At 33.4% G+C, this 15,555-nt stretch carries 16 protein-coding genes; 8 read left to right on the top strand and 8 right to left on the bottom strand.

What is annotated here, in order from left to right; all coding sequences use genetic code 11:
* Nucleotides 1-5 precede the first annotated feature (5 nt).
* The 3 genes from ACFX5D_RS09575 to ACFX5D_RS09585 form a co-directional block, all read right to left on the bottom strand.
* Nucleotides 6-929, bottom strand: coding sequence for a PfkB family carbohydrate kinase (locus tag ACFX5D_RS09575; RefSeq protein ID WP_379857974.1), 924 nt, complete (start codon nt 927-929; stop codon nt 6-8).
* A 143-nt stretch (nt 930-1,072) separates the two neighbouring features.
* Nucleotides 1,073-1,588 (bottom strand): ankyrin repeat domain-containing protein, encoded by a 516-nt coding sequence (locus tag ACFX5D_RS09580; protein ID WP_379857975.1) that lies wholly within the window; start codon nt 1,586-1,588, stop codon nt 1,073-1,075.
* Between the two features lie 55 nt (nt 1,589-1,643).
* Nucleotides 1,644-3,167 carry a catalase gene (locus ACFX5D_RS09585; protein ID WP_379857976.1) on the bottom strand — a complete coding sequence of 508 codons (1,524 nt, stop codon included), beginning with the start codon at nt 3,165-3,167 and terminating at the stop codon, nt 1,644-1,646.
* A 98-nt stretch (nt 3,168-3,265) separates the two neighbouring features.
* On the opposite strand from ACFX5D_RS09585, the gene ACFX5D_RS09590 reads away from it, so the two are divergent.
* The gene (locus ACFX5D_RS09590; RefSeq protein ID WP_379857977.1) at nt 3,266-4,204 is read left to right on the top strand and encodes a hydrogen peroxide-inducible genes activator; all 939 of its coding nucleotides are present in this window, start codon (nt 3,266-3,268) and stop codon (nt 4,202-4,204) included.
* A gap of 3 nt (nt 4,205-4,207) precedes the next feature.
* Here ACFX5D_RS09590 and rnhA read toward each other — a convergent pair whose 3' ends face one another.
* The gene (gene rnhA / locus ACFX5D_RS09595) at nt 4,208-4,678 is read right to left on the bottom strand and encodes a ribonuclease HI (RefSeq protein ID WP_379857978.1); all 471 of its coding nucleotides are present in this window, start codon (nt 4,676-4,678) and stop codon (nt 4,208-4,210) included.
* Between the two features lie 65 nt (nt 4,679-4,743).
* On the bottom strand, nt 4,744-5,316 hold the full coding sequence (gene purN / locus ACFX5D_RS09600) for a phosphoribosylglycinamide formyltransferase (protein ID WP_379857979.1): 573 nt from the start codon (nt 5,314-5,316) through the stop codon (nt 4,744-4,746).
* Between the two features lie 175 nt (nt 5,317-5,491).
* Here purN and ACFX5D_RS09605 point away from each other — a divergent pair, with 175 nt between their 5' ends.
* The 6 genes from ACFX5D_RS09605 to ACFX5D_RS09630 all read left to right on the top strand — a co-directional run bounded on the left by ACFX5D_RS09605 (nt 5,492) and on the right by ACFX5D_RS09630 (nt 10,891).
* On the top strand, nt 5,492-5,728 hold the full coding sequence (locus ACFX5D_RS09605) for an acyl carrier protein (RefSeq protein WP_007137004.1): 237 nt from the start codon (nt 5,492-5,494) through the stop codon (nt 5,726-5,728).
* Nucleotides 5,729-5,908: 180 nt separating this feature from the next.
* Nucleotides 5,909-7,162 (top strand): beta-ketoacyl-ACP synthase II, encoded by a 1,254-nt coding sequence (fabF, locus tag ACFX5D_RS09610; RefSeq protein WP_379857980.1) that lies wholly within the window; start codon nt 5,909-5,911, stop codon nt 7,160-7,162.
* Between the two features lie 4 nt (nt 7,163-7,166).
* The gene (locus tag ACFX5D_RS09615; protein ID WP_379857981.1) at nt 7,167-7,907 is read left to right on the top strand and encodes a ribonuclease III family protein; all 741 of its coding nucleotides are present in this window, start codon (nt 7,167-7,169) and stop codon (nt 7,905-7,907) included.
* A 113-nt stretch (nt 7,908-8,020) separates the two neighbouring features.
* Nucleotides 8,021-8,509, top strand: coding sequence for an IPExxxVDY family protein (locus ACFX5D_RS09620; protein WP_379857982.1), 489 nt, complete (start codon nt 8,021-8,023; stop codon nt 8,507-8,509).
* 5 nt (nt 8,510-8,514) lie between these two features.
* Nucleotides 8,515-9,945 carry a pyruvate kinase gene (gene pyk / locus ACFX5D_RS09625; protein WP_379857983.1) on the top strand — a complete coding sequence of 477 codons (1,431 nt, stop codon included), beginning with the start codon at nt 8,515-8,517 and terminating at the stop codon, nt 9,943-9,945.
* Between the two features lie 175 nt (nt 9,946-10,120).
* Entirely contained in the window at nt 10,121-10,891 is a 771-nt protein-coding gene (locus tag ACFX5D_RS09630) for a Bax inhibitor-1/YccA family protein (protein ID WP_379857984.1), read from the top strand.
* 55 nt (nt 10,892-10,946) lie between these two features.
* On the opposite strand, the gene ACFX5D_RS09635 is transcribed toward ACFX5D_RS09630, so the two are convergent.
* The 3 genes from ACFX5D_RS09635 to ACFX5D_RS09645 all read right to left on the bottom strand — a co-directional run bounded on the left by ACFX5D_RS09635 (nt 10,947) and on the right by ACFX5D_RS09645 (nt 14,781).
* Entirely contained in the window at nt 10,947-11,465 is a 519-nt protein-coding gene (locus ACFX5D_RS09635) for a PAS domain-containing protein (RefSeq protein ID WP_379857985.1), read from the bottom strand.
* A gap of 97 nt (nt 11,466-11,562) precedes the next feature.
* Nucleotides 11,563-12,645, bottom strand: coding sequence for a DNA polymerase IV (gene dinB / locus ACFX5D_RS09640; RefSeq protein ID WP_379857986.1), 1,083 nt, complete (start codon nt 12,643-12,645; stop codon nt 11,563-11,565).
* Nucleotides 12,646-12,699: 54 nt separating this feature from the next.
* The gene (locus ACFX5D_RS09645) at nt 12,700-14,781 is read right to left on the bottom strand and encodes a recombinase (RefSeq protein ID WP_379857987.1); all 2,082 of its coding nucleotides are present in this window, start codon (nt 14,779-14,781) and stop codon (nt 12,700-12,702) included.
* 306 nt (nt 14,782-15,087) lie between these two features.
* On the opposite strand from ACFX5D_RS09645, the gene ACFX5D_RS09650 reads away from it, so the two are divergent.
* A complete protein-coding gene (locus ACFX5D_RS09650) occupies nt 15,088-15,555 on the top strand; it encodes a CYTH domain-containing protein (RefSeq protein ID WP_379857988.1) in 468 nt (155 codons plus the stop codon).

Consider the following 15,555-nt stretch of genomic DNA (forward strand, 5'->3'; position numbering starts at 1 on the left):
ATGCATTATAATTCTATGTCAAACTGTGTCAATGATTTGAATTGTTGCAATCTAGACACAACTTCCTTTTTATCTAAAGTAACCATCCTTTCTGTTCCAAATTTCTCCACACTAAAGGAAGCTAAATTAGAACCGTATATTACCGCATTTTTCATATTCTCAAAAGAAATGTTTTCACTCTGTGTTAAATATCCTGCAAAACCTCCTGCAAAAGTATCGCCTGCTCCTGTTGGATCAAAAACTTCTTCTAAAGGTAGTGCTGGCGCAAAGAAAACTTCTTTATTATGAAACAAAAGTGCTCCGTGCTCTCCTTTTTTAATTACTACGTATTTAGGCCCCATCTTCTGGATCTTAGCAGCCGCTTTCACTAAAGAATATTCTCCCGAAAGTTGTCTTGCTTCTTCATCATTGATTGTAATTACGTCAACACGCTTCATCACATCCAATAATTCTGGTAAAGCACAATCCATCCAAAAATTCATAGTGTCGAGCACTACCAACTTTGGTTTCGTTTCCATTTGGTCAATTACACTACTTTGTACCAATGGATGCAAATTTCCTAACATCACTATATCGGCATTTTTAAAATCCTGAGGAACCTTTGGTTGAAAATCACCCAAAACATTAAGTTCCGTTGCCAATGTATCTCTTGAATTCAAATCATTATGGTAAAGACCGCTCCAAAAAAACGTTTTCCCACCTTTAACCACTTCAAGTCCCGAAATGTCAATATTTCTGGCTGTTAATAAATCTAAATATTTTTGTGGAAAATCATCGCCAACTACAGAAACTATGGCTGATTGTAAATTAAAAAAAGAAGCCGAAATTCCTATATAAGGCGCCGCTCCACCTAAAATTTTATCAGTCTTGCCAAAAGGCGTTTCTATGGCATCAAAAGCAACACTTCCAACAATTAATAATTTATTCATTTTATGAGTTTCGAATTAAGGCGCAAAGATAGTTTATAAGTTGTAAAATTGCAACGGGTCTCAGTCGTAAAGTTTTGCTAATTTAAATCTTAAATAATAAAAAATCTCGTTTTTTACAATCTACAGATTTAATCAAAATGTCTTTATTTTAACAAGGAAATAATAGCCTCATTTTCTTGATTCACTGCATAGTCCAATGCCGTTTTTCCAAAAACATCCTTTTGTTGCGTATTAATTTTATATTTCAACAAAATTTCCGCACATTTTACCTGTCCAAAAGTTGCAGCAAAAAATAACGCATTGGCATTATTATAATTTATCAAGTCTGGACTTGCTTGGTGTATCAATAATAATTCTGCTAAGGAAGAATACCCTTTGAAACAAGCGCCCATCAAAGCGGAATTACCCGAAGAATCCTGAATATCTAAATTCGCTTTTTGCGAAATCAAATACACTGCAACCTCATAATTATTATTGTAAACGGACAGAATAAGCAAACTGTAACCGGAGGAATTTAATACGTTTATATCATTCCCTTCCTTTATAAACTTTTCAATCGTTTTTAAATCATTCGTTCTTGCCGCTTCAAAAACAGCTGTGTTTTGTGCATTCAAAATACCAGAAATTAAAATCAATAGAGTGAAAATTATTTTTTTCATATTTTTAAATAATAAATAAAGGAGCGTTAAAAACGCTCCTTTATTAAATCCTGCTTTATTGCATCATCAAAGATTCTAATTCTTTACGATCCATTTTAAGCTCTTTTGCTAATCGCATTCCGTATTCTCTATCCGCTTGGTAAAAATGGGCAATCATTTTAGCAACAATTACTTTATTTTTCACCTGTTTCAATGCTCCAGATAAATTATAAATTAATGCATCTTGATCTTTCTTAGAAAAAGAACGGTACAAATCGCCCGCTTGAGCAAAATCATTTGGTTTCGAAATTTTTGACTGTGCTGTTGTTACGTTTGCAAATTCTGATTTTGAATATTTGAATTTTGCATCATCCTTTACCTCCGGCTTATTTGTTGAAGGCTGATAATTCACATCACCTGTTTGAGGGCGCAACGACATATATCCATTTTCATTGTAGGTATTTACTCCGTTTTTAGGCATGTTTACTGGAATTTGTTGAAAATTACCTCCTAAACGATGGCGTTGTGTATCAGAATAAGAAAACAATCTCCCTTGTAATAATTTATCTTCCGAAGGCTCAATTCCCGGAACTAAAATTGCAGGAGAAAAAGCGGCTTGCTCTATTTGCTGAAAATAATTGGAAGGATTTTGATTCAAAGTCATCGTCCCTACTTTTATCAATTTAGCAATTTTTTCAGGCCAAATTTTAGTAGGATCAACGGCATTAAAATCTAAAGCCAAAAAATCTTCTTTTTTCAACATTTGAACATACAAATCCCATTTTGGGAAATTCCCTTTTTCTATTTCATTACGCAAATCCAAAGTAGCATGTTCAATTTGTGTGGATTGAATTGCATTGGCTTCTGATTGCGATAAATTACGCACTTCTTGTTGCGGAACCCATTTGTATTTTACATAGGTAACTTCGCCTTTCGTATTTACCCATTTGTAAGCATGTACTCCATTACCTTCCATTTGGCGAAAATTCGCTGGAATTCCATAATCAGAAAATACCCACGTTAACATGTGCGTTGATTCTGGCACATTTGAAAAGAAATCAAATACTCGATTCGGATCTGATGCGCCATTTGTTATTGGAGAAGGTTTAAATGCATGAACCATATCCGGAAACTTCATCGCATCACGGATGAAGAAAACTGGCAAGTTGTTTCCTACTAAATCATAATTTCCTTGTTCTGTATAAAATTTAACTGCAAAACCTCGAGGATCACGATACGTTTCAGGAGAACCGGCTTGATGCGTTACCGTTGAAAAGCGAACCAATAAAGGTGTTTTTTTACCCGCTTTGTTTAAAAAATCTGCCATGGTAACATCCGAAAAATCAGAGGCTGCAACAAATTCTCCAAAAGCACCAGTTCCGCGAGCATGAACCACTCTTTCCGGGATACGTTCACGGTCAAAGGCAGCTAATTTTTCAATCAAATGTATATCTTCCAGCAGGACTTGTCCATCTTGCCCTATTGTTTTTGAATTTTGATTGTCTCCTACTGGAGCTCCAGAATTTGTTGTTAATGTTTGACCAAATGTTAGCTGAGTTATCAACATTGCTATTGATAAGACTAATGCTTTTTGTTTCATAAGACTATTTTATTTATTTATTAATGCAAAAATATCGACAAAAAACATATTGACATAACTGAAAGTTTATATCTTTGTCATTGACAACATCTATATACATGAATATCCAACAATTAGAATATATAATCGCCGTAGATCGATTAAAAAACTTTACAAAAGCTGCTGAGTATTGCAATGTCACACAAGCAACATTAAGCACGATGGTCAAAAAATTAGAGCAAGAGCTTGAAATAATTATTTTTGACCGAAAGAAAAATCCAACGGAGACTACCGAAATTGGGATGGAAACTGTTGAAAATGCAAAAAAAGTAGTTCTTCACAGCCAGCTTTTAAAAGACAATGCCAAAAAGACTAATGGGAAAATTGAGGGGAAGATTAGAATTGGAATCATCCCGACAATAGCAAACTCTTTACTGCCAAAAATCATAAAACCTATTTTAGAAAACTTCCCTGACTTAAAATTAGAAATTTCAGAACAAACAACTAAATCTATTACAAAACAGCTGAAAGAAGGGCAACTTGACATGGGAATTGTTGCTACCCCATTAAATGACACCGAAATTGAAGATATCGTTTTATTTTATGAAACTTTAATGGTGTATGGTGATATTGATCCGGTACAAAACTACATTTTACCCGATGAAATTAGAAATCATAAAATCTGGCTTTTGGAAGAAGGTCATTGCCTTAGAGAACAATTTATTAAATTATGCTCTTTAAAGAAAAAAGAAAAAATGGTTGAAAATTTAAAATTGGAAGCAAGTTCGTTTGATACTTTATTGAATATGATTGACGAATTTGGCGGATTAACTTTAATTCCTGAATTATATTACAATACCCTTTCCTGCGAAAGAAAAAAACAAGTCAGTTTTTTTAATACACCCATTCCGGTTCGCGAAATGAGCATTATTTATCATCGCCCTTATGCAAAAATTAGAACAATTGAAGCGCTCGCCAACATTATCCACAGTACAATAAATAAAGATTTGATCTCAAATAAATACAAAAAAAACGAATTAGCAATTACTCAAATATAAAAATTACTCACTCTTACTTTCATAAAAAGCATCTATCGAAAGTTGCTTTTGCATCGAAGCCATAACTGCCAACTGGTCACATCTTTCATTCTGAACATGATTATTATGTCCTTTTATCCATTTGAAATTGACTTTATGTTTTCTATAAATAATCAGAAAACGTTTCCACAAATCAGAATTTTTCCTATCAACAAACCCTTTTTTTTCCCAACCTAAAACCCACTTTTTCTCAACGGAATCAACCACATATTTAGAATCTGAAATCACTAAAACTCGGGTATTTAAATTTTTAAGCTTTTCTAACCCTACAATTACAGCTAATAATTCCATTCTATTGTTGGTCGTTAGACGAAAACCTTCGTAGAATTCCTTCTTATAAGGCTTGCCTACCCATTCCATAACAACACCATAACCACCGGGACCCGGATTTCCTTTGGCGGCACCATCAGTATATATATGTACGTCGTGTTCCATTTTAGATTTTTAGACTTGAACCCTATTTAGATTGTTAAATTTTTTCTTGTGCTATCGTAACTATTCTAAAAAGTCAACTTTTCTAACAATCTCTCAATAACTTGTGGAAAATGCTCTCGTTCTAATTCATGTATTTTATTAGCCACTTCCTCAGCAGTTTCATTGCCAGCCAAGATTATAATTTTTTGAAAAAGAATATTTCCCTCATCATAATTTTCATTGACAAAATGAATCGTAATACCCGTTTCTTTTTCTTTGTTTTCGACTATTGTTCTGTGAATATTCATCCCATACATTCCTTTACCACCATATTTAGGCAATAATGCCGGATGTATATTTATTATTTTATCCGGGTAAGCTTCAATGATATCCTGTGGGAATTTTAATAAAAAACCAGCTAAAACTATGAGATCAGGACGGAATGCATTTAATTTTTGCAGTATTTTACTTTCAATTAAGTCGAATTTCGAAAAAACCACGACTGGAACTTGATGGTTTTGGGCCCTTTCAATTACTTTGGCATCTGGACGATTTGTGAAAACGGCAACGACCGTTCCATTTTTTGTTTCAGCAAAATATTTTATAATATTTTCAGCATTAGTCCCCGATCCCGAAGCAAAAATGACAATTTTTTTCATAATTCAACTCATTTATATTATGCAAAAAAAGGAATAAAAAATGAAATTAAATAACATTCAGAAAGCTTTGTCAAATATATTTTATAAATTAGTTGTCACATTTATTAACTTATTAGTTGTTTTAAAATAAAGTTTTTTATTTTTGCCAACAAATTAAATTCTAAAATTAAAGATTATGTCAGACATTGCATCAAGAGTAAAAGCGATTATCGTAGACAAATTAGGTGTTGACGAAAACGAAGTTGTAACAGAAGCAAGCTTCACTAATGATTTAGGAGCTGACTCATTAGACACTGTTGAGCTTATTATGGAATTCGAAAAAGAATTTGACATTCAAATTCCAGACGATCAAGCAGAAAACATCGCTACTGTAGGTCAAGCAATCTCTTACATAGAGGAAGCTAAAAAATAATAAAGTACACACCCGTTTGCAATCTTGTATACGGGTGTTATTATTTTTTTTAAAATTAAATTCGCGATTGAAATTCAATCAAAAAAGATATTTATTGTAATACCCATGGCTCTTTTGTAATAATAATACAGTGAAGAAAGCGTGGGTTTTATTTGTTTAAAGATAACAAAATAAAAAATTATGGTATTAAGAAGAGTTGTTGTTACAGGTTTAGGTGCGCTTACTCCTATTGGAAATAACATTCAAGAATATTGGAATGGGCTTATAAACGGTGTTAGCGGTGCTGCACCAATAACTTATTTTGACGCTTCAAAGTTTAAAACTCAATTTGCATGCGAATTGAAAAATTTTAACGCTGAAGATTTCTTAGATAGAAAAGAAGCTAGAAAAATGGACCGCTACGCACAATATGCCATGGTTTCATCTGATGAAGCGGTACTTGATGCTGGTTTTAATTTCGAAAAATTAGACAAAGACAGAGTTGGAGTTATTTGGGGATCGGGAATAGGTGGATTAGAAACGTTTCAAATTGAAATGTTGAACTTTGCCGCTGGCGATGGAACACCAAAATTTAATCCTTTCTTTATACCAAAAATGATTTCCGATATTGCCGGTGGCCATATTTCTATAAAATACGGATTCAGAGGTCCAAATTTTACAACTGTTTCAGCTTGTGCTTCTTCTACAAATGCTATTATCGACGCTTTCAATTATATCAGATTAGGTCATGCTGATGCAATGGTAACCGGTGGCTCTGAGGCTGCAGTGACAATAGCGGGTATGGGCGGTTTCAATGCAATGCATGCTTTATCTACCCGAAATGACGACCCTAAAACTGCTTCCAGACCAATGGACAAAGACCGAGATGGCTTTATTTTAGGTGAAGGAGCTGGCGCATTGGTACTTGAAGAGTATGAGCACGCCATCGCACGTGGAGCCAAAATTTATTGTGAAATAGGCGGTGGCGGAATGTCTGCTGATGCTTACCACATTACCGCTCCGCATCCGGAAGGACTGGGCGCTAAAAATGTTATGTTAAACTGTTTGAGAGACGCAGGTCTTCAAGCAACTGATGTAGATGGTGTAAATATGCACGGAACTTCCACACCACTTGGCGACCTTGCAGAATCTAAGGCTATATTGCATGTTTTTGGTGAACATGCTTATACAATGAATTTAAATTCGACTAAATCCATGACTGGTCATTTACTTGGAGCAGCTGGAGCAGTAGAAACAATTTCTTCCATTCTTTCGTTGAAACACGGAATAGTACCGCCTACAATCAATCATTTTACTGACGATGAAAATATCGATTCAAAATTAAACTTCACCTTTAACAAAGCGCAGAAGAGAGATATGGATGTTGTCATGAGTAATACTTTTGGTTTTGGAGGTCATAATGCTTGTGTATTAGTAAAAAAATTAGAGATCTAATTATATGCGCATAATTAGAAAAATATTTTCAAAATCCCGTTCTCTAGAAGACGGGATTTTTTTTGATTCTATCCAGAAAATCCTAGGTTTTGCTCCTATAAATTTAGATTATTATAAAAAGGCATTCACCCACCGTTCCTCTAATCGCTTGGATGTTTTAGGAAATCCAATCAATTACGAACGGTTAGAATTCTTAGGCGATGCCATGCTAAGCTCCGTAATCGCTGCCCACCTATTCAGCAAAGCTCCTGCCGGTGACGAAGGTTACTTAACCAAAATGCGCTCCAAAATTGTAAGCAGAGAACACCTTAACGAATTAGGAAAAGATCTAAATTTAGTCCAGTACATAGAAAGCAAAGTGCCTTTACAGCATTTTGGTGAAAACATACACGGAAACATATTTGAATCATTAGTCGGAGCAATCTACCTAGACCAGGGCTATGTTTATTGCGAAAAATTTATTCAAAAAAGAGTTATCGTTCCTTATGTTGATATTGCCAGATTGGAAGGAAAAGTGATCAGCTACAAAAGTTTAGTTATAGAATGGTGTCAAAAAGAGAAAAAAATATTTCATTTTGATATTTTTGAGGACAATGCAATTGACGGACAACGTTTGTTTGGGGTTAAACTCAGCATTGATGATAAAGTAATTGCGAAAGCCAGAGCCACTTCTAAAAAGAAAGCAGAAGAAAAAGCTTCTCAACGTGCCTATTTTGCATTTCAAGAAAAAATGGATAGAAAATAATATCAATTTTCTTAAAACTATAACGTTTTCGTTTATAAATTAACGCAAACATCTCATTTGAAGAAGATAAAACTTCAATAGAAATACTATATTTACATCATATTTTGCACAAAATGGGCATTCATAAATTGGATCTTGGCGAATTTGACGAAATAGATTATTATCTTATTGCTATTCACACTTCATTAGAAGACTATCGTCTGGCTTATTTTATTAATCAAAGTCTTCCGATTAATCTAAGTAAAAACGAAACCGAAATTCAAATTAATATAAAGGAAGGAGAGACTAATTTCTCAAGATTTTATTACTATGATATTGAAAATGTAATATCTTGGAATTTGATTCAAAATAAAAGTGAGGTCATCCAACAGAAAGAAGGAAATAATCAAAATTTATTTTCAAATATAATCATGGAAGTGGCAACAAAAGTTTTTTTACTTCCGGAGTTTAAAAAAGTTGATTATTTCCTAAAAATTGAAAATACTGACAATATCATAAACGTATCTAAAATACAAACAATACTAAACAAAATTGATAGTATCTCAGCCATTTATACGGTTGAAACGAATCAAATAAAATCAAAAAACAATTTAATTTTTTAATACAAATGCTTACAAACAAAAAAACGAAAATTGTAGCCACACTTGGGCCTGCATGTAGTACAAGAGAAATCATAAAAGACATGATTGACGCAGGTGTAAATGTTTTTAGAGTGAATTTTTCACATGCTGACTACGAAGATGTAAAAGAAAAAATAAATCTGATACGCGGTCTAAATGAAGAGTTTGGTTACACAACTGCAATCCTTGGTGATTTACAAGGTCCAAAACTTCGCGTAGGGGTTATGGAAGAAGGAGTTGTAGTGCGTGATGGCGACCTAATTACCTTTACTACTGCCGAAGACATTCTTGGTACAGCCAAAAAAGTATTTATGAAATACCAAAACTTTCCAAATGATGTAAATCCGGGGGAAAGGATTTTACTTGATGATGGTAAACTAATTTTTGAAATTGTTGAGACTGATAAAAAATCAGAGGTTATTGCTAGAGTAATTCAAGGTGGTGAATTGAAATCTAAAAAAGGAGTTAATCTTCCTAACACAAAAATATCTTTACCTGCAATGACAGAGAAAGATATTGCAGACGCTATTTTTGCCATTGGGCAGAACGTAGATTGGATTGCATTATCATTTGTAAAAACACCTAGAGATTTACAAGACTTACAAGAATTAATTGCCGAACATTCAGAATATAAAATTCCAATTATTGCCAAAATCGAAATGCCGGAAGCATTAGAAAATATTGACAAAATTGTTGCTTACTGCGATGCTTTGATGGTTGCACGTGGAGATTTGGGAGTTGAACTTCCTGCACATGAAGTCCCTTTAGTTCAAAAAGAATTAATTCGTAGAGCTAAAACAGCTCGTATTCCGGTTATTGTTGCTACGCAAATGATGGAAACAATGATCACCTCTCTTACACCAACACGTGCGGAGGTAAATGACGTTGCGAACTCCGTTATGGATGGTGCAGATGCCGTAATGCTATCTGGCGAAACCGCTACAGGGAACTATCCAGTTCAGGTAATCCAAAAAATGACTCAAATCATAGAAGCCGTTGAAGATTCTCCATTAATTCACGTTCCACAAGATACGCCACAGATAAAAACGAAACGTTTCATTACAAAAACCATTTGTCATCATGCTGCAACGATGGCTAATGTAATCAAAGCAAAAGCGATTTGTACTTTGACGAACAGTGGCTATACCGCATTTCAAATCTCAGCTTGGAGACCAAATGCACATATTTTAGTTTTTACATCTAATAAAAGAATCCTTACACAATTGAATTTATTATGGGGTGTAAAATCTTTCTTTTATGAAAAAACAGTAAGTACGGATGACACTGTAACGGACATAAACGAAATTGTGAAACAAAAAGGTTTTGTACAAAAAGGAGATTTTCTAATCAATTTAGCAGCAATGCCTATAAAAGAGAAAGGAATGGTAAATACTTTGAGAGTTTCTGAAATAGAATAGATTTAAGCTCTTTGAATTCTTATAAAAACCGTCTTGTTAAATAACGAGACGGTTTTTTTTTGAATTAATTTTTTATAATAATTTGCCCTCATTTTTCTTCAAAAAAAATTAAGAATAATTAAACATTCTTCTGTAAAATAAAATTTATATTTGATGCATAAAAATCTTATCAACTATGAGTTTCAATTCGAAAAATCCATTTTTAAATAATAAATCTTTTTCATCAGCAGTATCAAGAAAAGACGAAGTTCACAACGCCACATTAATTGATAACAATCAAGAGATGACTTTGGCAGGAACAATCAACAAAAGTATCATCCTATTTTTACTTCTTACTGCCTCCGCAATGGTGATTTGGTGGATGGCTTTTAATGGCCTGAATCCAATAGTTCCCGCAATAGGTGGAGCTATTGTAGGTCTTGTTTTGGTTCTTATATCTGCTTTCAAGCCAGAATATTCCCCTTATTTGGCTCCCGGTTACGCCTTGTTTGAAGGATTATTCATTGGCGGAATTTCAGCAATTTTCGAGGCTATGTATCCCGGAATTGTTATACAGGCAGTTGGAGCAACTTTTGTAACTTTCATGATTTGCCTTGGATTATATAAATATAAAATTGTAAAAGTAACAGAGCAGTTCAAATCAGTTGTTGTAGCTGCGACACTTGCCATTGCGACTTACTACCTAATATCTTGGTTATTTTCTATGTTTTCCAGCTATGTACCCGTTCATTATGGTAATTCAATGATGAGTATTGGTATCAGTGTTTTTGTGATTGTAATCGCAGCTTTAAATTTGTTTTTAGATTTTGACCGTATTGAAAAAGGAACGGAACAAAAAATGCCAAAATACATGGAATGGTATGGTGCAATGGGCTTGATGATAACCTTAGTATGGTTATATATTGAGTTTTTAAGATTACTATCAAAACTGAACAGCAAAAACTAATTGTAACACCATTATCAAAATACTAAAAAAACCTTTCTCTCCAGAAAGGTTTTTTTTATGCTGCTTTCTCAAAAGCGATATAATGGCTGAGTTGTCCTTTCAAATTAAAAACAGGATATCCTTTAATCAGACAAGCGTATATTTCTCCATTCTTTTTATAGTTTAACACCGTTTTCTCGAAAGGCTGCTGTGACTGAATTGCAGTATTTATCTCATTTGATACAATTGTATCGGTGACTTGACCTTGAAACATTTTCGGGCTTTTACCCAAAACTTCTGCTTGTAAGTAGCCATTCATTTTGATCATGTTGTGTGAAGCAAAAACAATAGTTAATTTGGAATCTGTAACGATTATTACTTCTTCTTTTATTGGAGAAGAAATATCCCAATCCGGCGAAAGTTTCCACCTATTTTGGTACGCCATTTTTTTGAGGTTTTTTAAGTCGAGAAACGATTGTTTTACTTCTTTTAAAAACTCATAATGAAAATCTACACAAACAATAGGAAGCGATTTAATCCGCAAATCATTGTGATAGTTTACAATAGCTCCTTCATATTGATTTAAATTGCTCATAACTTTTTTGATTACATTAGTCAAATATAATTTTATTTCTAAAAATAAAATAGTAAATATTTAATTTTAACCATTGTTGAACGATTCTTTTATCAAATTAGAAAGCAAATTTTAACTGCACTCCGAGGATTTTTTTTTCTTCGGTATTCAAATTACTCAAAGAAATTCCCAATAATCGTACAGAATCTTTCATTCGTTCTTGAAACAATAGTTCTTTGACGATTTCTAAAATTAATCTTTTATCCGAAATAAAACAGGGCACCGTTTTACTACGAGTTTGTTGCGTAAAATCGCTAAACTTTATTTTTAACGTGACCGTTTTACCAGCGATATTGTATTTCTTCAGTCTTTTCTCCAGAGAAATAGCAATACTTTCCAATTTTTCCATCATAAATATTTCTGACGAAAGATTATTATAAAAAGTGTGCTCGGCTGCAACTGATTTAGAAATCCGATCTGATTTTACCTCACTATTATGAATCCCCCGCACCACATCAAAGTAAAAATTTCCCGATTTCCCAAAATGTTTCTCCAAAAAATCCAATTTTTTACTTTTTAAATCTACACCGGTAAAAATCCCTAACTGATACATTTTTTCGGTAGTAACTTTCCCTACTCCATAAAATTTCCTAATGGGCAATTCCTCCAAAAAAGGAATAACTTCATCTGAATTAACTGTCTTTTGACCGTTAGGTTTATTATAATCACTGGCTATTTTTGCTACAAACTTATTAATTGATATTCCTGCCGAAGCAGTTAACCCTGTTTCATTAAGTATCCGCAATCTTATTTCTTGTGCCAATAAAGAAGCACTTGGATTCCCTTTCTTGTTTTTAGTAACGTCTAAATAGGCTTCGTCAAGAGACAGCGGCTCCACCAAATCCGTATATTCATAAAAAATCTTCCTAATTTTATTTGAAATTTCCCTATACCTGTCAAATCGCGGTTGGACAAAAATAAGTTCCGGGCAGTACTTTTTTGCCAATGCACCACTTATAGCACTGCGAACGCCAAATTTTCTGGCTTCGTAACTTGCCGCAGCTACCACCCCTCTATTTTCAGAACCACCAACAGCGACAGGTTTGCCTCTCAATAAAGGATTATCCATTTGCTCTACTGAAGCATAGAAAGCATCCATATCGATGTGTATGATTTTCCTATTTGGATTTAAAGCTTGCATAGTATAACAATTATTGCTGTAGTCCTACGGCATTATTTACAAATTACATAAAAATTATTCCTTTTTCTCTGTATTTAAGTAGTTTTCAACCGTTACTGATTTAATTTTCTTTTCTGTCGGAAAAAAGAAACTGATTGGCCTTGCTTTAAAATGTTTCCAAATAGAAGCGGTAACGAATTTTAACTCGAATACAGAAATAGCTCTTGAACGGAATGCTAAACCCAAAGAAAGACTGAAACTTACCATAAAATTGACCAATCCAATAATACCAATTCCAAAAATTCCCCAAAATAGCATTGAATTACTGACAGCGTAATTTGCTCCATACAATCCTAAAGCCAAATTCCCGCTAGCAAAAGTAATATGTCTAATATCCAGATTTAGCCCTAAAAATAAGCCAATTGAACCAATACTACCCATAAAAATACCAAACCAGAAATTAGATATAATCCCTGCCCATCTTTTTTCGTACAGCTTTGCCAGTTTCAGCGTGCGTAATTTCCCAAAACTTCGCTTTAACCCAGGATGTTCCGCTATTCGAAAATAAACCTGATTGTGTTTATCTCTGTTGGCTACACTTCCAGAAATGATTCCGGACAAAAATAAAAATACACCAGCAACAGCAGAATGAAGAATAGCTAAGGAATGAGCAGGACTTAGGTCAATGAGTAAATTCTCCCATTTAGTCGCTGCAATATTATAATCAAAAGTATAATCTATTAACCATATTCCAAGTAATGAAATAGGAAAAGCCATAATCACATTCCCCACAAAAGCGATAAACTGAGAGCGAAAAACACGTGCAAAAAGAATCGCAAAGGCTTGATATTTTTCAGAATCTTTTCCTTGTTTTACTTCGCCTTCTTCCAATGCTTTTATTAAAGCAGCAGCAGTCATGGCGGGCTGCTTAGTTGCCAAAGTAAATCCCAACAGATAAATAACAATAAATCCAAAAGCATAGTTCATACTATAAATAAAGGCATGCCCAAAAAAACTTGCATCCACTTTAGAAAGCAGTATTTTAATTATACACATTATGCCCACAATAAATCCTCCGCCCAATGCTGTTCGAAACATTTTAAAATATTCGCCTCGCGTTTCTGTAATGTAATGTTCTCCTGTTTTAGCTGTATGTTGCGTTATTTCATAAGAAATCAACTGTGTGCTTTCTCCAATAAATTTCCTAACATTATTTTTATAACAATTGTATCTTATTAATTGCAAAGCCAAAGCAATTCCGTTCGCTTTGATATCCTGCTGTTTACCGACTATTAAAAATGGAATTAAATGTTTTAATCTATCTAATTGTTGTCTAATTTTTAACAAATTCTGATTTACTCTCAGCGAAATTCCATATTTAGAACTATTATGAAATGCCTTATCAACAAAAGCCTCGCACTGTTTATGTAGTACCAGTACCTGTGCATAGGACAAATCATCCGGTTTTATATAATGCAAATCAAAATTTCTAATTTTATCCCCAATCTGAAGTAATTCTTTTTCAAAAGCGCCAAACGGACTTTCAAAATCATCAAACTCCGGCACCATCTTAAGTACATCGGTTTCCATAGCACGTCCACTAATTCGTTGTGTTATTAAAGACATAGCAATCAACAGCTCTGACAAATTTGTATGAGCAGCTGCGGTTTCATAAATTGATTTAAATTCTAAAAGGGTATACAATTCACCTAATTGATTGGATTGTAATCTATTAATCCAAAGCGCGTCATTTTGATTATAAAACACTTGGTTCAGAACATATTCTAAAGTGTTTTTTTGTGGCTGATAGGGCAAAAATTTAGAGAAAATCCTTTTTTTTACTTCAAAAATAAAATCAACATCTTGCAGTATAGCAGCATCAGAAAGGATCTTATTAAATTTTTTACCTTTTAAAATTTCTTTTATATAAATAGAAAACTGCGTACGGCAAGAATCATTTTCTTTTAAAAAAGAAATAATTTCCTGTAAGTCGACTGTTTGTAATTTCTTGATTTTTAACGGCCGAATGAGTTCAACTAAGGTTACTAGGACCTCTAAATCATCCTCTCTATTACGCCAAGATTGACTGTCATCAAAACAAGAAGTTAACAATTCCGAGAAAGTAGGTTTGGGTTTCGTTTTGAAAAATAATTTCATTTTAGTAGTCTCCTTTTTTGTAAAAGTACAATTTGGTCTATTAACTTTCATTAACTTCATCATAAAAAGCAGTTCTTGAAGTTAAAATAAGGAATTATAAAAATCAGTAAGACGAAAGTAATTGCAGATTTAATAGGGACATGATTATTAATCATCCGGAGAATAGTTATATCTTTGAAATATAATATTAGCCCATGCTGCAATGGAAATCTCGGATTAAATTATTTTTTATTTGAATCCAAATTATTAGCCCTGAAATGAAAAATAGAACAATTTAAAATATTAAAATAACTTTAAAGCATGAAAATGATAGAAATAGAGAAGAAATTCCTGGTTTTAAACGATTCATTTAAGGTTGCGGCTTTTAATAAAAATCGTATTACGCAAGGCTATTTGAGCTCAGTCCCTGAACGCACGGTAAGAGTGCGCATTAAAGGAGACAAAGGCTATTTAACCATAAAAGGCTTGTCTAACGATGCCGGCATGTCTCGTTTTGAATGGGAAAAAGAAATTCCTGTTAATGAAGCCAAAAAACTACTGCTTTTGTGTGAAGAAGGAGTTATTGACAAAACGCGCTTTGAAATAAAAATAGACAATCATATTTTTGAAGTCGACGAATTTTATGCAGAAAACGAAGGCTTAATTATCGCCGAAATCGAACTTAATTTTGAAACTGAAACCTTCAATAAACCAAATTGGTTAGGAGAAGAAGTCACAAAAGACAAACGTTATTACAATTCTTATCTAAGTAATCATCCCTACAAAAAATGGTAA

It is taken from the genome of Flavobacterium fructosi, assembly GCF_042787335.1.
GTDB lineage: Bacteria > Bacteroidota > Bacteroidia > Flavobacteriales > Flavobacteriaceae > Flavobacterium > Flavobacterium fructosi.